Origin of the sequence: Streptosporangium becharense (genome assembly GCF_014204985.1) — a bacterium.
In the GTDB taxonomy this organism is placed as follows: domain Bacteria; phylum Actinomycetota; class Actinomycetes; order Streptosporangiales; family Streptosporangiaceae; genus Streptosporangium; species Streptosporangium becharense.
Genome location: NZ_JACHMP010000001.1, coordinates 3450311 through 3472840, shown reverse-complemented (window position 1 = coordinate 3472840; position 22530 = coordinate 3450311). Strand labels below are relative to the sequence as shown.

General features: G+C 70.9%; 22 protein-coding genes. 13 read left to right on the top strand and 9 right to left on the bottom strand.

Going from position 1 to position 22530, the window contains the following annotated elements; genetic code table 11:
• Positions 1-168 precede the first annotated feature (168 nt).
• The 5 genes from F4562_RS15030 to F4562_RS15010 all read right to left on the bottom strand — a co-directional run bounded on the left by F4562_RS15030 (position 169) and on the right by F4562_RS15010 (position 5086).
• Positions 169-516, bottom strand: coding sequence for a heat shock protein transcriptional repressor HspR (locus F4562_RS15030; RefSeq protein WP_184537525.1), 348 nt, complete (start codon positions 514-516; stop codon positions 169-171).
• A gap of 2 nt (positions 517-518) precedes the next feature.
• A complete protein-coding gene (gene dnaJ, locus F4562_RS15025) occupies positions 519-1706 on the bottom strand; it encodes a molecular chaperone DnaJ (RefSeq protein WP_184537531.1) in 1188 nt (395 codons plus the stop codon).
• 38 nt (positions 1707-1744) lie between these two features.
• Positions 1745-2374 carry a nucleotide exchange factor GrpE gene (grpE, locus tag F4562_RS15020; protein WP_184537534.1) on the bottom strand — a complete coding sequence of 210 codons (630 nt, stop codon included), beginning with the start codon at positions 2372-2374 and terminating at the stop codon, positions 1745-1747.
• Positions 2375-2403: 29 nt separating this feature from the next.
• A complete protein-coding gene (gene dnaK / locus F4562_RS15015; protein WP_184537536.1) occupies positions 2404-4275 on the bottom strand; it encodes a molecular chaperone DnaK in 1872 nt (623 codons plus the stop codon).
• A 349-nt stretch (positions 4276-4624) separates the two neighbouring features.
• Positions 4625-5086 (bottom strand): hypothetical protein, encoded by a 462-nt coding sequence (locus F4562_RS15010; RefSeq protein WP_184537538.1) that lies wholly within the window; start codon positions 5084-5086, stop codon positions 4625-4627.
• 190 nt (positions 5087-5276) lie between these two features.
• On the opposite strand from F4562_RS15010, the gene proC reads away from it, so the two are divergent.
• The 7 genes from proC (at position 5277) to F4562_RS14975 (ending at position 11410) form a co-directional block, all read left to right on the top strand.
• On the top strand, positions 5277-6071 hold the full coding sequence (gene proC / locus F4562_RS15005) for a pyrroline-5-carboxylate reductase (RefSeq protein WP_184537540.1): 795 nt from the start codon (positions 5277-5279) through the stop codon (positions 6069-6071).
• 179 nt (positions 6072-6250) lie between these two features.
• Complete coding sequence (locus F4562_RS15000) at positions 6251-7414, top strand: acetoin utilization protein AcuC (RefSeq protein WP_184537542.1); 1164 nt, start codon at positions 6251-6253, stop codon at positions 7412-7414.
• Between the two features lie 62 nt (positions 7415-7476).
• The gene (locus F4562_RS14995) at positions 7477-8265 is read left to right on the top strand and encodes a phosphatase (RefSeq protein WP_184537544.1); all 789 of its coding nucleotides are present in this window, start codon (positions 7477-7479) and stop codon (positions 8263-8265) included.
• Between the two features lie 322 nt (positions 8266-8587).
• Positions 8588-8791 carry a helix-turn-helix domain-containing protein gene (locus F4562_RS14990; protein ID WP_012887307.1) on the top strand — a complete coding sequence of 68 codons (204 nt, stop codon included), beginning with the start codon at positions 8588-8590 and terminating at the stop codon, positions 8789-8791.
• A gap of 305 nt (positions 8792-9096) precedes the next feature.
• Positions 9097-9195: a 30S ribosomal protein bS22 gene (locus F4562_RS14985; RefSeq protein ID WP_018654693.1), complete on the top strand. Its 99-nt coding sequence runs from the start codon at positions 9097-9099 to the stop codon at positions 9193-9195.
• Between the two features lie 23 nt (positions 9196-9218).
• Positions 9219-10244, top strand: a complete 1026-nt coding sequence (locus F4562_RS14980) for an NAD-dependent epimerase/dehydratase family protein (RefSeq protein ID WP_184537546.1) — start codon at positions 9219-9221, stop codon at positions 10242-10244.
• A gap of 5 nt (positions 10245-10249) precedes the next feature.
• Positions 10250-11410: a lysophospholipid acyltransferase family protein gene (locus F4562_RS14975; RefSeq protein ID WP_246473436.1), complete on the top strand. Its 1161-nt coding sequence runs from the start codon at positions 10250-10252 to the stop codon at positions 11408-11410.
• A gap of 95 nt (positions 11411-11505) precedes the next feature.
• On the opposite strand, the gene F4562_RS14970 is transcribed toward F4562_RS14975, so the two are convergent.
• From F4562_RS14970 to F4562_RS14960, 3 genes are all read right to left on the bottom strand, one after another.
• On the bottom strand, positions 11506-12375 hold the full coding sequence (locus F4562_RS14970) for an HAD family hydrolase (protein WP_184537548.1): 870 nt from the start codon (positions 12373-12375) through the stop codon (positions 11506-11508).
• 106 nt (positions 12376-12481) lie between these two features.
• Positions 12482-13144, bottom strand: coding sequence for a DUF5667 domain-containing protein (locus F4562_RS14965; RefSeq protein WP_184537550.1), 663 nt, complete (start codon positions 13142-13144; stop codon positions 12482-12484).
• A 164-nt stretch (positions 13145-13308) separates the two neighbouring features.
• Positions 13309-13953 carry a sigma-70 family RNA polymerase sigma factor gene (locus F4562_RS14960; protein WP_184537552.1) on the bottom strand — a complete coding sequence of 215 codons (645 nt, stop codon included), beginning with the start codon at positions 13951-13953 and terminating at the stop codon, positions 13309-13311.
• A gap of 203 nt (positions 13954-14156) precedes the next feature.
• Here F4562_RS14960 and F4562_RS14955 point away from each other — a divergent pair, with 203 nt between their 5' ends.
• Entirely contained in the window at positions 14157-16271 is a 2115-nt protein-coding gene (locus F4562_RS14955; RefSeq protein WP_184537554.1) for an antibiotic biosynthesis monooxygenase, read from the top strand.
• Here F4562_RS14955 and F4562_RS14950 read toward each other — a convergent pair.
• Complete coding sequence (locus tag F4562_RS14950) at positions 16261-16509, bottom strand: glutaredoxin family protein (RefSeq protein ID WP_184537556.1); 249 nt, start codon at positions 16507-16509, stop codon at positions 16261-16263. The two genes, F4562_RS14955 and F4562_RS14950, sit on opposite strands and share 11 nt — an antisense overlap.
• A 181-nt stretch (positions 16510-16690) precedes the next feature.
• Here F4562_RS14950 and F4562_RS14945 point away from each other — a divergent pair, with 181 nt between their 5' ends.
• From F4562_RS14945 to hemB, 5 genes are all read left to right on the top strand, one after another.
• A complete protein-coding gene (locus F4562_RS14945) occupies positions 16691-17398 on the top strand; it encodes a redox-sensing transcriptional repressor Rex (RefSeq protein WP_184537558.1) in 708 nt (235 codons plus the stop codon).
• A 172-nt stretch (positions 17399-17570) separates the two neighbouring features.
• The gene (locus tag F4562_RS14940) at positions 17571-18887 is read left to right on the top strand and encodes a glutamyl-tRNA reductase (protein WP_184537560.1); all 1317 of its coding nucleotides are present in this window, start codon (positions 17571-17573) and stop codon (positions 18885-18887) included.
• Complete coding sequence (gene hemC / locus F4562_RS14935) at positions 18884-19804, top strand: hydroxymethylbilane synthase (protein ID WP_184537562.1); 921 nt, start codon at positions 18884-18886, stop codon at positions 19802-19804. The genes F4562_RS14940 and hemC overlap by 4 nt, the downstream gene beginning before the upstream one ends.
• Positions 19801-21381, top strand: a complete 1581-nt coding sequence (locus F4562_RS14930) for a bifunctional uroporphyrinogen-III C-methyltransferase/uroporphyrinogen-III synthase (protein WP_184537564.1) — start codon at positions 19801-19803, stop codon at positions 21379-21381. The genes hemC and F4562_RS14930 overlap by 4 nt, the downstream gene beginning before the upstream one ends.
• Before the next feature lie 133 nt (positions 21382-21514).
• Entirely contained in the window at positions 21515-22501 is a 987-nt protein-coding gene (gene hemB / locus F4562_RS14925; protein ID WP_184537566.1) for a porphobilinogen synthase, read from the top strand.
• The last annotated feature ends 29 nt before the right edge of the window (positions 22502-22530 follow it).

The window sequence follows — 22530 nt, the reverse complement described above, 5'->3', positions numbered from 1 at the left end:
CGTGCCGGATGGCGACGCCGCGTGTCGCGGCTCCGGTGCTGTGGCCCGGCTCCTTCGCGGGACTCCCGCGTTCCTTGGTCCGGTCGGCGGCGCGTACCGGACGAGGACTCCCCTCACTCCGGTCATCAGCGCTTCCTCGCGACGAACACCCTGCGGTGTCTCGTGGAGTCAGGCGGGCGGCAGCTGGTACTGGATCAGTGCCCGGATCATGCTCATCTCCGCGCGCAGGCGTTCGTTCTCGTCCCGCAGGCGCAGGGCCTCGTTCTCCAGGGTCAGGATCCGCTTGATGCCCGCGAGGTTGATGCCCTCCTCCTGGGAGAGCCGCTGGACCTCGCGGAGCATCACGATGTCGCGGGTGGAGTACAGGCGGCCGCGGCCGGCCGACCGGCCTGGACTGACCAGGCCGAGACGGTCGTACTGCCGCAGGGTCTGCGGGTGCAGACCCGACAGCTGGGCGGCTACCGAAATGACGTAGACGGGAGTGTCGTCCGACAGATCGAAGTAGTTGACGTCCATCGCTACTCGCTTCTGGCCTGTTGGATGAGTTCTGCCCGCGGGTCGGCACCCGAGGTGGCGTCGCGGAACTCCTCCAGGGCACCCCTTGCCTTGTCCTCCAGGTGCTGCGGCACCAGGACCTCGACCGTGGCGAGCAGGTCGCCCTTGGTGCCGTCCTTGCGGGGCACGCCCCGGCCCCGCACCCGGAAGGTGCGGCCGTTCGGGGTGCCCTCCGGGATGCGCAGCGTGACCGGCATGCCCTTCAGGATCGGCACCTTGATCTCGGCGCCCAGCGCTGCCTCGGTGAAGGTGACCGGCACGGTGATCGTCAGGTTCTCACCCGTCCTGCCGAACACCGGGTGCGGCTTGACGTGGATCAGCACGTACAGGTCGCCGGCCGGGCCGCCGTTCTCGCCGGGCGCTCCCTTGCCCTTGATCCTGATGCGCTGGCCGTCGCCCACACCGGCCGGGATGCGCGCCTGGATCGTGCGGGTGCTCTTGCCCCGCCCGCTCCCCTCGCACACCGGGCACGGGTCGTCCACCAGCAGGCCGCGGCCCTTGCAGTCGCGGCACGGCTCGGAGAAGGCGAAGTTGCCCAGGTTGCGGCTCGCCGCGCCGGTGCCCTCGCACGTCGGGCAGACGCGCGGGGTGGTCCCGGCCTTGGCGCCGGTCCCGCTGCACGCCGTGCAGGCGGAGGAACTGGTCAGGCGGAGCGACACCGTGGTGCCCTCCACCGCCTCGGAGAAGGAGAGCGTGACCTCGGACTCGACGTCCTGGCCGCGCCGTGCCCTGTTGGCCGTCCCGCCGGGACGGCTCGCGCCGCCCCGGTTGAACAGGCCCCCGAAGATGTCGCCGATGCGGTCGCCCGCACCCTGCTGGGCGGTGCCCCCGAACAGGTCCCCCAGGTCGAAGGGGAACCCGCCGCGAGGAGCCCCCCCGCCCCCCGCGTAACCGCCGAGCCCCGATCCGAAGAGCGTCCGCGCCTCGTCGTACTCCTTGCGGCGCTTGGTGTCGGACAGGACGTTGTAGGCCTCGGAGACCTCCTTGAACTTGGCGGTGCTCTCGGAGTCCGCCGAGCTTCCGGGGTTGGCGTCCGGGTGGTGCTGCCTGGCCAGCTTCCGGTACGCCTTCTTGATCTCCTCGGCCGTAGCGGTCTTGGGCACACCAAGGACGGCGTAGTAGTCCTTCTCCAGGTAGTCCTTGGTGCTCATCTATGTTCCTTCTCGCAAGAGATCAGATGTAGGGGGGGTCAGTTCTCGTCCGAACCGGACGGGGCCGGCGCGGCGGGCTCCTCGGGCTCGGCGACCGAGACCCGGGCGGGGCGGAGCACCCGCTCGCCGATCCGGTAGCCGGGCTGCAGGATCTCCACGCAGGTCGGCTCGGTGACATCGGCGGAGTAGCTGTGCATGAGCGCCTCGTGCACCGTCGGGTCGAACGGCTCGCCCTTGGTGCCGAAGGTGCTCAACCCCAGCTTGCCGGTGATCGCCTCCAGCGACTCGCTCACCTTGGCGAAGCCGCCGGTGAGCTCGCCGTGCTCGCGGGCCCTGCCGATGTCGTCGAGGACCGGCAGCAGCTCGGCCAGGACGCCGGACACCGCCTGCTCCTTGACCACCGTCCGGTCGCGGTCGACGCGCTTGCGGTAGTTGGAGTATTCGGCCTGGAGACGCTGCAGGTCCGCGGTGCGCTCCGCGAGCTGGGTGGCCAGCTCGATCGACGCCAGGTCGGAGGCGAGGGAGGAGGACTGCTCGCCCTGCCCCCCGCCCGGGTGTCCCTGCGCGTCCGACTGGCTCGCCTCGCGTGGCTGCCCCGTCTCCGGGTCGATCTTACGGTTGTCGCGGATCACCGGTTCCTCACCGGAACCGTTCTCGCGCGTGCTCACGCTGGTGCTCCCCTCGGGCTTTCCGGACGTCACTTGGCGCCGTTGTCGCGCTTCGGCTCTTCGTCCACGATCTCAGCCTCGACCACGTCGTCGTCCTTGCGGTCGCCCGCGGCGTCACCCTGCGGGGTGCCGGTCGGGGCCTCGGACGACGCCTGCGACTGGGCGTAGATGGCCGAACCCATCTTCTGGCTGACCGTGGCGAGCTTCTCCGCGGAGGTGCGGATAACGGCCGAGTCGGTGCCCTCCAGGGCCTTCTTCAGCTCGGCGACGGCCTCGTTGACCTCGTTCTTGATGTCGTCCGGGACCTTGTCGGCGTTGTCGTTGAGGAACTTCTCGGTCTGGTAGACGAGCGAGTCGGCGTTGTTGCGCGTCTCGGCTTCCTCGCGGCGCTTCTTGTCCTCCTCGGCGTAGGACTCGGCCTCGCGCATCATGCGGTCGATGTCGTCCTTCGGCAGCGCGGAGCCACCGGTGATCGTCATCGTCTGCTCCTTGCCGGTGCCGAGGTCCTTGGCGGAGACGTTGACGATGCCGTTGGCGTCGATGTCGAAGGTGACCTCGATCTGCGGGATGCCGCGCGGCGCCGGGGCGATGCCGGTCAGCTCGAAGGTGGCCAGCTTCTTGTTGTACGCGGCGATCTCACGCTCGCCCTGGTAGACCTGGATCTGCACCGACGGCTGGTTGTCCTCGGCCGTGGTGAAGACCTCCGAGCGCTTGGTCGGGATCGTGGTGTTGCGCTCGATGATCTTCGTGAAGATCCCGCCCTTGGTCTCGATGCCCAGCGACAGCGGGGTCACGTCGAGCAGCAGGACGTCCTTGACCTCGCCCTTGAGCACACCGGCCTGGAGGGCGGCGCCGATGGCGACGACCTCGTCCGGGTTGACGCCCTTGTTGGGCTCCTGGCCGCCGGTGAGCTCCTTGACCAGCTCGGTCACCGCGGGCATACGGGTCGATCCGCCGACGAGCACGACGTGCGCGATGTCGGAGACCTTGATGCCGGCGTCCTTGATGACCTGGTGGAACGGGCCCTTGCAGCGCTCGAGCAGGTCGGCGGTGAGCCGCTGGAACTCGGCGCGGGTGAGCTTCTCGTCGAGGTGCAGCGGGCCCTCGGCGGAGGCGGTGATGTAGGGCAGGTTGATCGTGGTCTCCGACTGGCTGGAGAGCTCGATCTTGGCCTTCTCCGCCGCCTCGCGCAGCCGCTGGAGCGCCATCTTGTCCTTGGTCAGGTCGACGCCGTGGGCGTTCTTGAACCTGTTGGCCAGCTCGTCGACGACGCGCTGGTCCCAGTCGTCGCCGCCGAGGTGGTTGTCACCGCTGGTGGCCTTCACCTCGACGAAGCCGTGGCCGTCCTCCTGGCCGACGTCGAGCAGGGACACGTCGAAGGTGCCGCCGCCGAGGTCGAAGACCAGGATGGTCTGGTCCTTGTCCTTGTCGAGGCCGTAGGCGAGCGCCGCGGCGGTGGGCTCGTTGATGATGCGCAGCACGTTGAGGCCCGCGATCTGGCCGGCCTCCTTGGTGGCCTGGCGCTGGGCGTCGTTGAAGTAGGCCGGAACGGTGATCACGGCGTCGGTGATCTTCTCGCCCAGGTAGGCCTCGGCGTCCTGCTTGAGCTTCTGCAGGACGAAGGCGCTGATCTGCTGCGGCGAGAACTTCTTGCCGTCGATCTCCTGGGCCCAGTTGGTGCCCATCTCCCGCTTGACCGAGCGGATCGTCCGGTCGACGTTGGTGACGGCCTGCCGCTTGGCGACCTCACCGACGAGGACCTCTCCGTTCTTCGCGAAGGCGACCACGGACGGGGTGGTCCGCGAGCCCTGCGCGTTGGCGATGACGGTGGGCTCACCGCCCTCGAGGATCGAGACGACAGAGTTGGTCGTCCCCAGGTCGATACCTACCGCACGTGCCATGAGTACGTCCTTGTAGTCAAAGTTGAGTCTGTAGGACTCATACTGGAACCTCGTGTGACGTTTGTCAAACGACTTGAGTCTATTGGGCTCAACCTCTGGGTGTGCGGGGTGATTCCCGATCTCGGGAGGAGGGGGGCGTCCCGACCTCCGACCCGGGTGGCGGTGTCCCGCGCACCACCCGGGCCGGAGGTGTCGCCCGTGTGCTGTCCGGGTGCTGTCCGGGTGCGGTTACGGACGTCGCCGGCTACGGCGTCCCGGCATCCCGGTGACCCGGCGTCCTGGTGGCCCGGCGTCCCGGCGTGACGATGTGCCTCGGTGTGACGGCGTCCGGGTGTGACGGCGGGTGGTCTCAGCGGGCGCCGTCGACGACCTTCCGGCCGCCGAGCGGCTTCTTGAGCCTGACCGTCGTCACCTTCTGGATGGCGATCTCGATGCAGGCGACGTTCTGGACCTTGGCGCTCGGCCCCTCCCAGAGGGTGACGGTCACCCGCTTGGAGGTCTCCCGCACGGTGACCCGGTCGAGCACGTTGCACGGCTCCACTCCGGACCACCAGACGATCCGCAGGCTCCGGCCGTCCTTGGACGGCGTCGCCTTCAGCCATCTGACTCTGCGGGGGTTGTCGGTGCCGCCCTCGGGCTTGGTCGGCTTGGGGGCGCCACCCGTGGGGTCGGCCCGGGGGGCGACCGGCTGGGGCGGCGCGGCGTGGCTCACCGGCTGGGAGGGGCCTTCGGCGGTGGCCGCGGTGTCGGGCGTCGTTCCGCAGCCCAGGGCCACCAGCAGGCATCCGGCCAGGATTGGGGTCGCGATCATACGCATGTCCTTGAAACGGATCGCGGCCCGGAGAGGTTCAGAAACCCCCGACGCCGCGGAGCGGGATCCCGCTCACGTCCGCCGGGACGCCGGGCACGCGTCGTCGTCCGCGCGCCGCTCCGGATGATTTCCCGAGGGTAGGGGGCCGGTAGGCTGCGGAAAGCTTCCACCCCTGATTTCGAGGTGTCACATGATCGCGATTCTTGGAACCGGCAAGATGGGTGAGGCCCTGCTCTCCGGCCTGCTCCGGGCCGGGTTCAAGCCCGGCGACGTGCTGGCGACGGCGCGGCGCCCCGAACGCGGGCAGGCGCTCACGGAGCGTTACGGCGTGCGGGTGGTCTCCAACGCGGAGGCGGCCAAGAGCGCCGACACGATCATCCTGACGGTCAAGCCGCAGGACATGGGGCGGTTGCTCGACGAGATCGCGACCCACATCCCCGCCGACCGGCTGGTCGTGTCGGCCGCCGCGGGCATCACGACCGCGTTCGTCGAGTCGCGGCTCGGCGGTGAGATCCCGGTGGTCCGGGTCATGTCCAACACCCCGGTGCTGGTCGACGAGGCGATGAGCGTGATCTCGGCGGGAGCGCACGCCGGCGAGGAGCACCTTCGGCGGGCCGAGAACCTGTTCAGCCCGGTCGGCAAGGTGCTGCGCATCCCCGAGTCGCAGCAGGACGCCGCCACCGCCCTGTCGGGCAGCGGCCCGGCCTACTTCTTCTACCTCGTCGAGGCCATGGTCGACGCGGGCATCCTGCTCGGCATGCCTCGCGCCGCCGCGCTCGACATGGTCACCCAGTCGATCGTCGGCGCCGCGATCATGCTCCGTGACTCCGGCGAGCATCCGGTGATCCTGCGTGAGGCGGTCACCTCTCCGGGGGGCACCACCATCGCGGCCATCGCCGAGCTGGAGCGCCACAGCGTGCGCGCCGCCTTCCTGGCCGCCATCGAAGCCGCCAGAGACCGGGGACGGCAGCTCGCCGAGGGGTGACGTTCCCGCAGCACGCCCGGTCGATGATGGTAATAAACGGCGATATTTCGTCCAGATGAAAACAGCCGCCCCATCCGGCGCGACCGGGTGAATCCTCCGCCGTCGCCTGCGGTAGCGTCGGGCCGGGGCGGGAAGATCGAGCCGTGACACGCGGCGTCACCACCGGACTGGGAGTGCGCATGAGCCGATCCGTGCGGGTTGTCTGGGACGATGCGCTCACCTCGTACGACTTCGGCCCCGGGCACCCGCTCGCGCCGGTCCGGGTCGAGCTGACCATGGCCCTGGCCAGGGAACTCGGCGTGCTGGACGCGGTGGAGGTCGGCGGCTGCGCGCCCGCCACCGACGACGAGCTGGCGCTCGTCCACCGGCGCGACTACATCGAGGCGGTCAGGCGGGTCTCCGCCACCGGGCGGCCCGACATCGCCCACGGACTCGGCACCTCGGACAACCCCGCGTTCAGGGGCGTCCACGAGGCGTCCGCGCTGATCACCGGTGCCACGCTGGAGGCCGCCCGCGCGGTGTGGACCGGCGAGGTCGAGCACGCGGTCAACGTGGCGGGCGGCCTGCACCACGCGATGGCCGCCACGGCGAGCGGGTTCTGCGTCTACAACGACCCGGCGGCGGCGATCGCCTGGCTGCTGTCCCAGGGAGCCTCCCGGGTCGCGTACGTGGACGTGGACGTCCACCACGGCGACGGTGTGCAGGCGCTGTTCTACGACGATCCCCGGGTTCTGACGATCAGCCTCCACGAGAGCCCGCGCACGCTCTTCCCCGGCACGGGCTTCCCCGAGGAGCGCGGCGCGGAGGGTTCGGCGGTCAACGTGGCCCTGCCCGCCGGGTGCGGCGACAGCGGCTGGTTGCGGGCCTTCCATGCGGTGGTGCCGCCGCTGCTGCGGGAGTTCGCCCCCGAGATTCTCCTCACCCAGCACGGCTGCGACAGCCACGCCCTCGACCCGCTGGCCAACATGATGCTCAGCCTCGACGGTCAGCGCACCGCGTACGCGGCCCTGCACGAGCTGGCGCACGAGACCGCGGGCGGACGCTGGATCGCGACCGGCGGCGGAGGGTACGAGCTGGTCCAGGTCGTGCCCCGGGCGTGGACCCACCTGATCGCCGAGGTGGCCGGGCACCCGCTCGATCCCGCGACCCCCACGCCGGAGGCGTGGCGCCGGCTGGTCAAGGAACGGACCATGCAGACGGCGCCGCTCACGCTCACTGATGGTAGAAATCCGGAATTTCGTGATTTTTCTGATGGTTATGACCCAGCAGACCCGATCGACCGGGCCATCATGGCGACGAGGAACGCCGTCTTCCCCTTCCACGGCCTCCATCCCCTGCCCTGACGCACGCTCGCAGACCACGGCGGACCGTGTCGCGAGACGGACCGGACCGCACCGAGGAACCGATGAACCACGCTGAGCTCCGTGAGCATCTGATCCGCACCAGGATCGCCGGCGACGTGGCGACCAGCCGCGAGAACAACCTGGACCACTACCGGTCGCTGGCCAACCGCGACCCGCACTACATGTTCGGGCTGACCCTGGAGGGCGTCTGGTCCTTCCGGGACATCCTCGAGCTGATGGCCAAGTCCGCCGGGGTGGTGGCCGACCCCGGCCACCGCGAGGGGCAGGACACCATCGACCCCGACCGCACGATCGAGGCGGTCGAGAAGATGGGCGACGTCATCGCGGGCGTGCTCGCCGGGGACGCCCCCCGGATCCTGTGCGCCACCGGACATCCCACCGGCCTGCTCACCATCCACATGGCTCTGGCCCGGCTGGCCGCCGAGCGCGGCGCCCTCCTGATGAGCCCGGCCGAGGGCTGGTCCTACTGGGGTTCCGGGCTCGGACGCAGGCGCAAGATCCGCTACATGGACGACGTCGCGATGCTCGACGACCGCGGCGCCTTCGTCCACACCCACGACCCGGCGCCGATGCGGGCCATGCTCGCCGAGCTCGAGGAACTCGGCGAGGGGCGGCCCGACCTGGTGATCGCCGACCACGGCTGGGCCGGCGCGGCGGGCGAGGCGGGGATCCTCACGGTCGGGTTCGCCGACTCCAACGATCCGGCGCTCTTCGTCGGGGAGGCCGAAGGCAAGATCGCGGTGACCGTGCCGCTGGATGACAACGTGCTCCCAAGATATTACGCACCGTTGACGCGCCATCTGGTCGAGAGGGTCGTACGGGCCTGCTGAGACGGGGGATGTCGGGTTTGGGGCGTCCTTATACCGGTATTTCGCGTCTGCCTTCCATGGAGCTCGCCGACCGTTTGCCAACTTTTTGTGGATTGTGGGCGACTCTAAAAGAAGACAGTTGGTCCGTTCCAAGATCAGTTTTGGTGGCGCGGTCTGGCTGCTGGCCAGCGATTACATCCGTTTCGCTGACGTGGGGAGCCCCGGGCTGAGAAAGTGGGGGGTTTGCGCACCCGGAGTCCCGACTTACGCTGACGGCAGTACACGTGCGTGAGCAATGGAACCAGTGGGGATAACCCGGATACACGTGCGGAAGAGGCGTCCGATGGGTGCAGGCGAAAGACCTCTCAGCGAGGTGAAGTTCCTGACGGTGGCCGAAGTGGCCACGGTCATGAGGGTGTCCAAGATGACGGTGTATCGACTCGTGCATTCGGGCGAGCTGCCGGCCATCCGGGTCGGTCGATCCTTCCGAGTGCCGGAGCAGGCGGTGCACGACTATCTCAGGGACGCCTACATCGAGGCAGGTTGAAGCGGGGCGAACCCGGAGCGGTGACCTCGGCGGCCGGCCTGGGTGGTCCGGCCGCGGGGTGATCCGGAGCGTCGGTTGACCGCGGGTCCGGCTCCTTCCGGTCTGACCGGTGTGTCGCTTCCGGTCTGTCCGGTAGGTGCAGATTTCTCGCTTCACTGAGGTGGCGACATGGGCGACACGTCGTGAGTTCGTGTGCCCGGGGTCCCCCCGGGGGCGATCCACCGTGGATCGCCGGTAGTCTGTTGAGCCGGTGTGCGTTCGCGTACCGGTTCGGCAATCTCGGCTACCAGCTACCTGGGGGTCCCGTGGGCTCTGTGATCAAGAAGCGCCGCAAGCGCATGGCGAAGAAGAAGCACCGCAAGCTTCTCAAGAAGACCCGCATCCAGCGGCGTAACAAGAAGTAGAAGCGCGGATCTGCGAGGCGCCGATGACCCACACCGTGCTTGTCACCGGGGTCTCGCGCCCCATCGGCGCCCGAGTGGCGAGCGTTCTCGCGGCCGACCCGGACATCGACCGGGTCATCGGAGTAGACACGGTGCCGCCGCCCTCGCTGTCACGTGACGGCGGCGTGCCTCTCGGCCGGACGGAGTTCGTCCACGTCGATCTGCGCGGTCCCGACATCGCCAAGGTGATCATGGCCGCCGACATCGACATCGTCGTTCACATGAGCCTGGTGAGCACTCCCCCCCGGAGTGGCGGCCGGTCGCTCATGAAAGAGCACAACGTCATCGGCACCATGCAGTTGCTGGCCGCCTGCCAGCGTTCCTCGACCGTCCGCCGCGTCGTGGTGCGTTCCACCACCGCGGTGTACGGCTCCTCCCCGCGCGACCCCGCGGTCTTCACCGAGGACGCCGAGCCGGCCGAGCCGCCCGGCCACGGCTACGCCAAGGACGCCTCCGAGGTGGAGGGCTACGTCCGCGGCTTCGCCAGACGGCGGTGCGACGTGGTCGTGTCGACGCTCAGGTTCGCCAACTTCATGGGACCGGGCGTCGACTCGCCGCTGACGCGTTACTTCACCCAGCCCGTCCTGCCGACCGTGCTCGGCTTCGATCCCCGGCTGCAGTTCGTCCACGAGGACGACGCGGTCGAGGCGCTGCGGCGGATGGCGCTGGAGGACCACCCGGGCACGTTCAACGTGGCCGGTGACGGCGCGCTGCTGCTGTCGCAGTGCGCACGCAGGGCGGGTCTGCTGCCGGTGCCGGTGCCTTCCCCGGTCTTCAACTTCATGGGCGAGTTCGTCCGGGGCGCCGGGGTGGCCGACTACTCCTCCGAGCAGTTCCGCCTGATGTGTCATGGCCGCGTGGTCGACACCGCCCGGCTGGCCGCGGCCCTCGGCTGGCGGCCGAAGTTCTCCACGGCCGCCGCGTTCGACGACTTCGTCCGCGCGCGTGATCTGGCCGGGGGGCTTCCCGCCGCCATGATGGAGATGTTGTTCCGGTCGGTGACGAGGTGAGCGAGATGGCGAGCGAGCCCGAGGGCGCCGAGGTGATCCCCATCACCCGGGCCCGGTCCTCCCACGCCCCGGTCCGCCGGGAGCCCGGCGACGCCCACCCGGGTCGGACGCACCCGGCCGGGTCGCCGCGCTCCGGCGGCGTCTACGGCGGACACGAAGCCGGCGGCGGTGGTCACCGCGACGGTGACGGCGGGCACGAAGCCGGCCACGACGCCCTCGGCGTAGGCGCCGTCCCCGGCGGCGACGACGATCCCGGCATCGACGCCGACGCCGACGCCGAAGCCGCCAAGGCTGAAGATGCCGCCGAAGCCGAAGCCGACGAGGCCGATCGGAGGCTGGCCGAGCTGCTGGCCTTCCTGCGACGCCGTATCAACGGCGAGTACGAGGTCGACGAGTTCGGGTTCGACCCCGAACTGACCGACAAGGTCCTGCTGGAGCTCATCCGCCCGCTCTACCGGCACTGGTTCCGCGTCGAGACGGTCGGCATGGGCAACGTGCCGGACGACTCCGGCGCCCTGGTCGTGGCCAACCACTCGGGCACCATCCCGCTCGACGGGCTCATGCTCCAGGTGGCCCTGCACGACGACCATCCCGGGCACCGGGCGCTCCGTCTCCTGGGTGCCGACCTGGTCTATCGGCTTCCGGTGCTCGGCCACCTCTCGCGCAAGAGCGGTCACACCCTCGCCTGCCGGGAGGACGCCGACAGGCTGCTCCGCAAGGGGGAGATCGTCGGGGTCTTCCCCGAGGGGTTCAAGGGGGTGGGCAAGCCCTTCTCCGAGCGTTACCGGCTGCAGCGCTTCGGCCGCGGCGGCTTCGTCGCCTCCGCCATCCGCGCGGGCGTGCCGATCGTGCCCTGCGCCATCGTGGGCGCCGAGGAGATCTACCCCAAGGTCGGTGATCTGCGTTTCCTGGCGCGGGCGCTCGGGCTGCCGTACCTGCCGGTGACGCCCCTGTTCCCGTGGCTGGGGCCGCTCGGGCTGGTGCCGCTGCCGTCCAAGTGGATGATCGGCTTCGGGGAGCCGATCCGCACCGACGAGTTCGACCCGGCCGACGCGGACGACCCCATGCTGGTCTTCAACCTCACCGACCAGGTGCGGGAGGTCATCCAGCACCAGCTCGAGGAGCTCCGGCTGCGGCGCGGCCACGCCTTCCCGCCGTTCTTCTGACCGGGCGCCGTCCTCCGGGTCACCCGCAGCCGTCTCGTGGTCGGCCGCGCCATCTCGGATCCGCGGCCGGGACGCCGCCCGCGCGGCGCGACGGGTCAGCCGGAGCGGTAGTGGCGGCGCAGCGCGATGGCGGCGGCGATGCCGCCCGCGACGGCTCCCGCACCCGCGGCGATGGGCAGGCCGATCATGGTCGCCTTGCGGCCGGTGCGGAAGTCCTTGATCTCCCAATCGTGCTCGCGGGCGTGGTCGCGCAGCTCGGAGTCGGGGTTGATCGCGGTGGCGTGACCGACCAGGGAGAGCAGCGGCAGGTCGTTGGCCGAGTCGCTGTAGGCCGAGCAGCGGCTCAGGTCGAGCCCTTCCCTGCGGGCCAGGGCTCGTACGGCCTCCGCCTTGGCGGGGCCGTGGAGCAGGTCGCCGACCAGGCGGCCGGTGTAGACGCCGTCGCGGGTCTCCGCGACGGTGCCCAGGGCTCCGGTCAGGCCGAGACGCTGGGCGATCACCCGGGCGAGCTCCACCGGTGTGGCGGTGACCAGCCAGACCCGCTGCCCGGCGTCGAGGTGGGCCTGCGCCAGGGCACGGGTGCCGGCCCAGATGCGGTCGGCCATCTCCTCGTCGTAGATCTCCTCGCCGAGCCGGATGATCTCCTCGACCCTGCTGCCCGCCACGAACGCCAGCGCGGTCTCCCGAGCCTCGGCGATGTGCTCGGGGTTCTCGTCGCCGCGGACACGGAAGACCACCTGGCCCAGGGCGAACCTGAACAGGTCCTTGCTGGTGAACAGGCCCCGCGAGGCGAGACCCCGCGCGAAGTGGTAGATGGAGGCGCCGCGCATCATGGTGTTGTCGACGTCGAAGAACGCGGCGGCCACCGGATCGGGCTCGGCCATCGGCATGGCGACCGTCGCCGCTGCTGCGGCCGCGACCTCTCCGGCCTTCTGCGCTTCGCCCCGTCGTATTAGCCGCCTCATAGCCCCTCAGCTTAACCGCGGCGGAGGAGGGGCCCGGTAGACGTCACGTTAGCGGGATATGACGTCTCGCCCTTCCGCGACGTCACACGAGGGCCGGCGGAACCGATCACTCCGGCGGGGCCAGACCCTCGATGTAGTCGAGGTAGCCGCTGGCCCTGCGCCGGTCCTCGACGTCCATCCTGGGGATCATGCCCGAGACCTGGGCGTGCTGCTTGCGGACGAAGCGCTTGAGCTGCCCGGCCCTCGCCGTGTCGCGATGTCGTACCCGGGTGAGGGACCGGACCGCGGAGCGGGTGGTCTCCTCCATGGCCTGGAGGGTCTCCCCGATCATGTTCTTCCGCTCGCCGGAACCGAGCAGCCGCTCGACCTCGCGGGCCCGGGTCTCCGCGTACCCCAGGGACCGGTCGGCCCGCTCGGCGTCGTCGGCGCTGAGGTGGAAGAGCGTGCTCTCGGCGGCGCGTTTGAGCGGGTAGAAGGCGTCACCAGGCATCGACTGGTAGGCCCAGACCCCCGAGACGACCGCCGAGGCCGCCAGGAGGACGCTCAGCAGGCTCGGGAACGGCCCCCCGCGCGGCGGCCACCGGGAGGCGGTGGGCGGGGGCTCGGGGAGGTCGTCGTCCGGTGGGGCGGAGTCCCGCATGAGCCGCTCGCGCAGCCGGGCGTGGAACTCGGGGCGGGGGGCGGCCGTCACCCGGTCGCCGAGGCGCGCGACGCGGCTCTGGACGCGTGTCCGCGACCTCCGCGAGACTCCGGGCAGCCACTCACCCATGAACGCTCCCCGCCGCCCTCGGCTCCAGGCATCCGTCGCTGTCGAATGCCTAACGACGACTCGCCGCATCAGGTTACGCGGCCGGTCGGAGGCGGCGAGGGGGAACGGGCCGGTCGGGGTCGGCAGGGGGAACGGGCCGGTCGGGGCCGACGGGGGAGGACGGCTCAGCCGAGGTCGGCGGGGAGGGCACGGCCCAGCGCGCGGATCGCGCGGAACTGCAACGCCTTGATCGCGCCGCTCTTCTTGCCCATGACGAGCGCGGTCTCCGCGAGGGACATGCCGTGCAGGAAGCGCAGGACCACGCACTCCTGCTGTTCGGGGCCGAGCGCGCGGACGGCGTCGAGGACCCGGTCGTTGACCATCGCGGTGACGACGGCGTTCTCCGGGATGTGCCGGCCGTCGAGCGGCGTGTCGATCACCTCGGCCGTCGAGACCTCCAGCCGGTACCTGCCGGACTTGAAGTGGTCGGTGATCAGATTTCTGGCGATGGTCACGAGCCAGGCGCCGAAATCACGTCCCTGCCAGGTGAAGTCGGTGATCCGGCGGAGTGCGCGCAGGAAGGTCTCACTTGTGAGGTCCTCGGCCAGCGGATGGGAGCCGACCCTGAAGTAGACGTAGCGGTAGACCAGGGTGAGGTAACGGTCGTAGAGGGTGCCGAACGCCTCCGTGTCTCCCGTCTTGGCGCGCAGAACGAGCCCGCGGAGATCCTCCGAGGCGTCCTCGCGAATCGCGAGTTCGTTGCCGCGGCCGTGCTGGGCCGCCGCGGTGGTCGTGGGAAGGTGCCCGGCGAGCGGCCACGTTTTCGGCATCCGGTATCCCTGAGGGGAAGGGGGTACGGCGTGCTCGATCACTCTAGAAATCAACAGGAAATTCCACAATCCACTTTGAAATGTCGTGACTGGGGGTAATCGCCGGATACCGTGTGGGGTCGGTCGCGCGAAGCCGGTCTGGAGGGCTGACTGCTGGTTCGGCTACCGGTTGGGGGGTAATGTCCGGCAGCATTGGAGACACCATGGAAGTCCTCGTCGCTGTCATCGCCTTTGCGGGCTCCTTGCTCGCGGTCATCGCCACCGTCGCGCTCATCAGCCGTGTCCGCAGTGAGCCCAAGGGCTGGCTGATCGCCTGGAGCGTCACGACGGCGTCGCTGGCCGTGTCACTCGGAGTAGTCGCCGCTGGTCACCTGCTCGGATTCGGGGCCATCACATTCCGGATATACCAGTTGACCGGATCATTCCTGGCTCCGCTCTGGCTGGCCGTCGGAGTCGTTCAACTGCTGGCGCGCAAGGGGGCGGCCAGATTCGGCTCATGGCTGCTGGGCATCGCCCTCACCGTCATCGCCGCGGTGATCCTGTCACTCGACCCGGTCGCCAAGGAGGCCGAGCTCGCCAAGACACTGCCGCTGGGCAGCCGCCACTGGGGTGTGCCGCCGACGTACCTGCTTATGGCCGCGCACGCGATCGTCGCGGTCATACTCCTGGCGGGCATCGTCCTGGCGGCCGTGCGCTGGCGTGGCGGCGACGACTACGACGTCGACAACATGCACGCTCTGCTGGTGCTCGGTCCCGCCGGGCTGGCGCTCGTCGGCGCGGTGAGCTTCGCGGTGGAGGGCGTGTTCACCACGCTGCTGCTGCTCGTGGCCGCGGCGGCCGTCTGGTACGCGGTGCTTCGCCCGCTGGCCCCCTACGAGGACGAGGGCGAGGACGAGGAGGACTGGACTCCCCGCCCGATGCCTCCCCGGACCCCGGACATGCCGCCGCTCGACATCCAGGTCGCCGGTCGCGGCATGTCCTCGCAGAGTCCGTCGTCCAGGGCCGTGCCGGCAGAGTCGCCGCGCCGTTCCGGTCTCGGGGACCTGGTCGCCGAGTACCGCGCGGGCGAGCGGGAGACCGGCTCCGGGGGGCGTGCGCGGCCGCAGCCCGTCGTGTCCGACGACGGGTTCGACGGTCCCGCGACCGGGACGTTCATGGCGGGTGAGTACGGCATGCCGCCGGCCGATCGGCGGCCGGGCGGCAACCTCTTCGACGCCTTCGGCCCCGACGCCGACCACCCCGGGGGTGACGCGGGTCACCGCGGCGCCTTCGGAGCGCCTCCGATGACCGGTCAGTTCGGTGTCCCTGCGGCGGGTCCCGAGGCCGGCCGGTCCGGCGTCTTCGACAGCGGCCCGGTGACCGGTCAGTTCGGTCTCCCGCCGCTGGGGCCCGAGGCCACCCGGCCCGGCGTCCCGCCGTCGGGTCCCGCGAGCGCCCGGCCCAATGTGCCCCCGTCTGGTCCGGAGGCCGGTCGGCCCGGTGTCCCGCCGCCGGGTCCGGAGGCCGCACGGCCCGCTGTGCCCGACGACGGCCCCGCGACCGGCGAGTACGACATCCCGGCCAACGAGTTCGGCCGGCACGGTTCCCGCGGTTCCCGCAGACGCGGTCCGGGCACGGGGGAGTTCGGGCGGCCCGTGGGCCCCGGTACGGGCGAGTTCGGCAAGCCGCGGGAGGCGGGGGAACCGGGGAAGCGCGGTGTCCCCGTCACCGGGGAGTTCGCCATGCCCGACGGGTCGCTCCCCGGCTCCGAGGGCAGTCTCAAGCCGATGCCCGCCGATCAGGCGTTCGGTGCCCCCGTCCGGGGCGGCGGGCACGCCGAACCGCCGGGATACGGGCCGGTCGCCGCCCCGCGAGGCCACGACCAGGAGTTCGGCGGCCCCTCGACCGGCGCGACACAGGCCGCCGGCCCGGCCCAGCTCGCCGGACCGGCCCAGCCGGCGGGGCCGGGCGGCACCGGCGACCGCGTCGGCGGCTCCGGCCGCCCCTCGCCGAGCATCTTCGGCACGCTGACCGTCTTCACCCTGCTCGACGGCACCGGCGAGGCGTTCGACCGGCTGGCCGAGGAGACGGTCGAGGCCGTCCGCCGCTCGGAGCCCGACACGCTCGTCTACACCTGCCACTCGGTGAAGTCGGCACCTCTGCAGCGCATCGTCTACGAGCTCTACCGGGACCAGGTCGCCTACACCGAGCACCAGCGGCAGCCCCACATGGAGCGCTTCGTCACCGAGCGTCAGCCGATGGTGCTCGCCACCAATGTGATCGAGCTCACCGTGAACGCCGCGAAGGTGGTGCCGTTGCCGACCGCCTTCACCCTGTGAGCGCGGCGCGCAGGCGGTTCTCGTCGACGCGCCAGAAGTCGTGCTGGACCCCGTCGATCAGGGTGACCGGGATCATGTCCCAGTAACGGGCGTGGTCCTCCTCCGAGGCGGTGATGTCGCGTTCCTCCCAGGGGACGCCGAGGTCCGCGGCGACGCGCTCGATGATCGCCCGCGCGTCGTCGCAGAGGTGGCAGCCGGGCTTGCCGAGCAGGGTGATGCGGTGGTCTCGCGGTGACATGACCGTCACGGTAGCCCAGGCGGGGGGCGGGGACAGGACCGGCGGGGGGCGAGACCAAGATTGTGAACACTCACTTTGTGCACCGGTTCACAAAAGGACTAACCTGAATGACAGTGGCCTCACCTCGTCATCCGTCGCGTCCGGGCCGCGCCGGCCGCCTGTCCCCCTGGAGCTCCGGCACGTGATCCGCCGTCTGTCACAAGCCCGCGAACGCGGTATCCCCGAGGCGACCGTCGCCCGGCTACCGCTCTATCTGCGAGCGCTGAACGGCATGGCCGAGCGGGGCCTGGCCACCGTGAGCTCGGAAGACCTGGCGGTCGCCGCGGGCGTCAACTCCGCCAAGCTCCGCAAGGACCTGTCCCACCTCGGTTCGTACGGCACCCGCGGGGTCGGTTACGACGTCGAGTACCTGATCTACCAGATCTCGCGTGAGCTGGGCCTCACCCAGGACTGGGCCGTCGCCATCGTGGGAGTGGGTAACCTCGGACGTGCGCTCGCCAACTACGGCGGGTTCGTCTCCCGCGGGTTCAGGGTCGCGGCGCTCCTCGACGCCGACCCCGCGGTGGTGGGCGACCACATCGCGGGATTGAATGTGGAGCACATCGACGAGCTGGAAGCCGTGATCAGGCGGCGAGGAGTATCGATCGTGGTGCTCGCGACGCCGGCCGCGGCGGCCCAGCAGGTGGCCGACCGGGTCGTCGCCGCAGGGGTCACCAGCATCCTCAACTTCGCCCCTGTCGTTCTCACGGTGCCAGAAGGCGTCGATATCCGTAAAGTCGACCTATCGATCGAACTACAGATCCTGGCGTTCCACGAACAACGCAAGACGGATCGGATGACTGGGGGGCCCGCGATGGCCGAGGAGTGGCCCGAGGCGGTGGACCTGTGAGCGAGGGGCCGGTGAGCAAGGTGCCTGTGAACGGGTACGGCATCCGCGTCGGCGGGTCCGTCGTTCCTCTGGTCCTTTCCGCGAGCACGGCGAGCACCGCGGGCGTGAGAAGCACCGCGGGGGCGAGGAGCGCCGCGCGTCGAGCGGGCTCCGGCGGGATCGGGGAGGGCCGATGAGCGTCCTCGTCGTCGGCCTCAGCCACCGCACGGCTCCGGTGGCGTTGCTGGAACGCGTCTCCGTCTCCGGCGACGCGCTGGTCAAGCTCCTGCACGACGTGCAGCGAGACCTCCACGTCGCCGAGGCCATGGTCGTCTCGACCTGTAACCGGGTCGAGGTCTACGCCGAGGTCGACCGCTTCCACGCCGCGGTGACCTCGCTCTCCCGGCTGCTCGGCACGCACTCCGGCGTCCCCATGGAGCAGCTCGCCGCCCACCTCTACGTCCACTACGAGGACCGGGCGGTCGAGCACCTGTTCTCGGTGTGCGCCGGTCTCGACTCGATGGTGGTGGGCGAGGGGCAGATCCTCGGCCAGGTGCGTTCGGCGCTCAAGCTCGCCCAGGAGGAGGGCACACTCGGCCCGACGCTCAACGAGCTCGTCCAGCAGTCGCTGCGGGTCGGCAAGCGCGCGCACACCGAGACGGGCATCGATCGGGCGGGCGCCTCCCTCGTGGGGGTGGGGCTCACCCTTGCCGAACGCGTCCTCGGCCCGATCCAGGGCAGGCGCGCTCTGGTCGTCGGGGCCGGTTCGATGAGCGCTCTGTCCGCCGCGACGCTGCACCGCGCCGGCGTCACCGACATCGTCGTGGTCAACCGCACCTACGAGCGCGCCGCGCGGCTGGCGCAGACCGTCGGCGGCCGGGCCGCCGAGTTCGGCGAGCTGACCGCCGAGCTGGCCCGGGCCGACCTGGTGGTCTCCTGCACCGGTGCCACGGACGTGGTCATCACGGCGGACATGGTGACGCCGCGTGAGATGTTCCTGCTCGACCTGGCGTTGCCCCATGACGTCGACCCGGCGGTGCGGAACCTGCCCGGCGTGACCCTGGTCGACCTGGAGTCCATGCAGAACGGGGACGCCGACGCCGGCACCGACGACGGCGGGCGCGCCGAGGCGGTCACGGCCGTGCGTGGGATCGTCGCCGAGGAGGTCACCGCCTACCTGTCGGCCGAGCGGGCGGCCCGGGTCACGCCGACCGTGGTCGCGCTGCGGAGCAAGGCGGCGCAGGTGGTCGAGGCGGAGCTGGGCCGGCTCACGGCGCGGGTCCCCGAGCTCGACGGGCGGATGCGCGACGAGGTCACCCAGACCGTCAGGCGCGTGGTCGACAAGCTGCTCCACGAGCCGACCGTGCGTGTCAAGCAGCTGGCCGAGTCGCCGGCAGGCGATCATTATGCGGAAGCACTGCGCGAGTTGTTCAATCTGGACCCGAAGGTTCCCGACGCGGTGCGCCGCATCGAGAAGAGCGGGCCGGGCAAGAAGGAGGCAGGGTTGTGAGCAGCGTTCCTCCTCCGCTCAGACTGGGCACCCGGCGCAGTCTCCTGGCGACGACCCAGTCGGGCCTGGTCGCCGACATGCTCACCGAGCTGACCGGCACGGCCGTCGAGATGGTGGGCGTCACCACCTTCGGTGACGTGACCAAGTCCGACCTCACGCAGCTCGGCGGGACCGGCGTCTTCGTCAGCGCGCTGCGCGACAAGCTCATCGAGGGCGAGATCGACTTCGCGGTCCACTCGCTGAAGGACCTGCCCACCACGCCCGACCCGCGCGTGGTCGTCGCGGCGATCCCCCCGCGCGACGACCCCAGGGACGCCCTGGTCGGCGCCGCGAAGCTGGCCGATCTTCCGCCCGGGGCGAAGGTCGGCACGGGCTCTCCCCGCCGGATCGCCCAGCTGCGGATGCTCCGCCCCGATCTGGAGTACGTCCCGATCCGCGGTAACGCCGACACCCGCATCGGCAAGGTCGTCTCCGGGGAACTCCAGGCAGTCGTGCTGGCCGCCGCCGGGCTCCGCCGGCTGGGCCGCCAGTCCGAGATCGCGCAGATCTTCGAGGTCGACGAGATGCTTCCCGCCCCCGGTCAGGGGGCGCTCGCCGTGGAGTGCCGGGCCGACCGGGCCGACCTGGTGGAACTGCTGAGCGTCCTCGACGACCCCCGCACCCGCGCCGCGGTCACCGCCGAGCGCGCGGTGCTCAACGCCCTGGAGGCGGGGTGCGCGGCTCCGGTCGGCGCCTACTCGGCCGACCACGGGCGAGAACTGATTCTGACCGCCGCTGTCGTCGCCGTCGACGGCAGTCGGGCGGTGCGCAAGTCCACCGCCGGCGCCTCCTCGGCGCCCACGGATCTCGGCCGCGACCTCGCGGCCGAGATGATCGCCGAGGGAGCCGGCACGTTGATGGGGGAGCGAGCACATTGAGCTCCGGAAGCACCACCTTCGAGCATCCGTCCGGGTTCGTCGCCTTCGTCGGCGCGGGCCCCGGTGACGCGGGACTGCTCACGCTCCGCGGCGCCGACCTGCTTTCCAAGGCCGACCTCGTCGTCCTCGACCGGGAGGCGTACGGCTCGCTGCTCCTGCACTGCCGTCGGGACGTCGAGGTGGTCGACGCCGCGGAGGAGGGCGCCGTCGCCGTGCGCGCCGTCAGGACCGCCAAGGACGGCGGCGGTGTCGTGCGGCTGTGCGCGGGCGACCCGATGTTCTTCTCCTCGATCACCGAGGAGGTCGCGGCCTGCGCCAAGGCGGAGGTGGACTTCGAGATCGTCCCCGGTGTCCCTCCGGCGACGGCGGTGCTCGCCTACGCCGGGATCCCCGCCGCGGTGTCGGTCCCGGAGTTCCGCGTCGTGGACGCCACGCAGGTCGACGACTGGTCCGCGTACGCGGCCGGGGCGGGCACCCTGGTGATCTACAACGGTGTCGCTGAGGCCGTGGCGATCGGCAAGGCGCTGGTCGCGGCGGGCCGCCCCGACTCCACACCGGTCGCGGTGAGCAGCGCGGGCACCACCACCGAGCAGCACACCGTGGTGACCACGCTGAGCCGTATCGCGCCGGACCTCAAGCACGCCGGGATGACCGAGCCCGCGCTCATCGTGGTCGGCGAGGCCGTCGGCATGCGTGACCGGTTGTCGTGGTTCGAGACCAAGCCGCTGTTCGGCTGGCGGGTGCTCGTGCCGCGGACCAAGGAGCAGTCGGCCGCCCTGGTCGAGCAGCTGCGTTCTTACGGCGCGGTGCCGGAGGAGGTCCCCACGATCTCCGTCGAGCCGCCCCGCACCCCGCAGCAGATGGACCGGGCGATCAAGGGCCTGGTCACCGGCCGCTACGAGTGGGTGGCGTTCACCAGCGCCAACGCGGTCAAGGCCGTACGGGAGAAGTTCGAGGAGTACGGCCTGGACGCCCGTGCCTTCGCCGGGCTCAAGGTCGCCGCGGTGGGTGAGGCCACCGCGCAGGCGCTGATCAACTTCGGCGTCAAGCCCGACCTGATGCCGTCAGGCGAGCAGTCGTCGGAGGGCCTGCTGGCCGAGTGGCCTCCGTACGACTCGATGCTCGACCCGATCAACCGGGTGCTGTTGCCGCGCGCCGACATTGCGACCGAGACGCTGGTCGCCGGGCTGACCGAGCTCGGCTGGGAGTGCGACGACGTGACCGCCTACCGCACGGTCCGCGCCGCGCCGCCGCCCGCCCCGATCCGTGAGGCGATCAAGGGCGGTGGGTTCGACGCGGTGCTCTTCACCTCCTCGAGCACCGTCCGCAACCTGGTCGGCATCGCTGGAAAGCCGCACAACGTCACCGTGATCGCGGTCATCGGCCCGCAGACCGCCAAGACGGCCGAGGAGTTCGGCCTCCGTGTCGACGTGATGGCCGACAAGCCATCGGTTTCCGCCCTCGCGGCGGCGCTCGCGGAGTACGGTGCCAAGCAGCGCCAGGCGGCCGTCACGGCCGGAGACGCCCCCCGCAGGCCCTCCCAGACCCGGCGGGGGGCCCGGCGCCGCGCCAAGTAACCTTGTGGGTGGCGCCGGGGCCGGACGACGGGCGGGCCCGGTGAGGCTGCGCGCCACGACCGGCGGCGCACCAGAACGGACACCGAGCTCCTCCGGCCCGCGGTTCCCCCGGCCGGGGGAAAGGGGAGACATCATGACGGCCCAGTTCCCTGCCGCGCGCCCGCGCAGGCTCCGCCGCACCGCACCCATGCGCCGGATGGTCGCCGGCACCCGGCTGCACCCGGCCGAACTGGTGCTGCCCGTGTTCGTGAAGGAGGGCATCGACGAGCCGAACCCGATCGGCTCGATGCCCGGGGTCCTCCAGCACACCCGCGACTCGCTGCGCAAGGCCGCCCACGACGCGGCCGAGGCCGGGGTCGGCGGGTTGATACTGTTCGGGATCCCCGCGGTGAAGGACGCCCGCGGGTCGGCGGCCGACGACCCCGACGGGATCGTCCAGCGGGCCGTCGCCGACCTGGTCTCCGACGTGGGCGACGCGATGGTGGTGATGACCGACACCTGCCTGGACGAGTTCACCGACCACGGGCACTGCGGAATCCTGACCCCCGGCGGCGAGGTCGACAACGACGCCACCCTGGAGCGTTACGCCGCCGCTGCGGTGGCCCAGGCCCGCGCCGGCTCCCAGGTCATCGCACCCAGCGGCATGATGGACGGCCAGGTGGCCGCCATCCGCGCCGCGCTGGACGCCGACGGCTTCGAGCAGGTCCCGATCCTGGCCTACTCCGCCAAGTACGCCTCCGGTTTCTACGGCCCGTTCCGCGAGGCGGCCGAGTGCGCACCCCAGTTCGGCGACCGCAACGCCTACCAGCAGGACCCGGCGGGCCCGGTCGGCGAGGCGCTGCGCGAGGTGCGGCTGGACCTGGCGGAGGGTGCCGACGCCGTCATGGTGAAACCGGCCATGGCCTATCTCGACATCCTGCGCCAGGTGCGCGACGCCGTCGACGTGCCGGTGGCGGCGTACCAGGTCAGCGGAGAGTACGCCATGATCGAGGCGGCCGCCGCGAACGGCTGGCTCGACCGGGAGCGGGTGATCATGGAGTCGCTGGTCGCGATCCGCCGGGCCGGGGCCGACATGATCCTGACCTACTGGGCGACCGAGGTGGCGACCCGGCTCGGGTGAGAAGCGAGGAACGCGCCGGGAACCGGGGG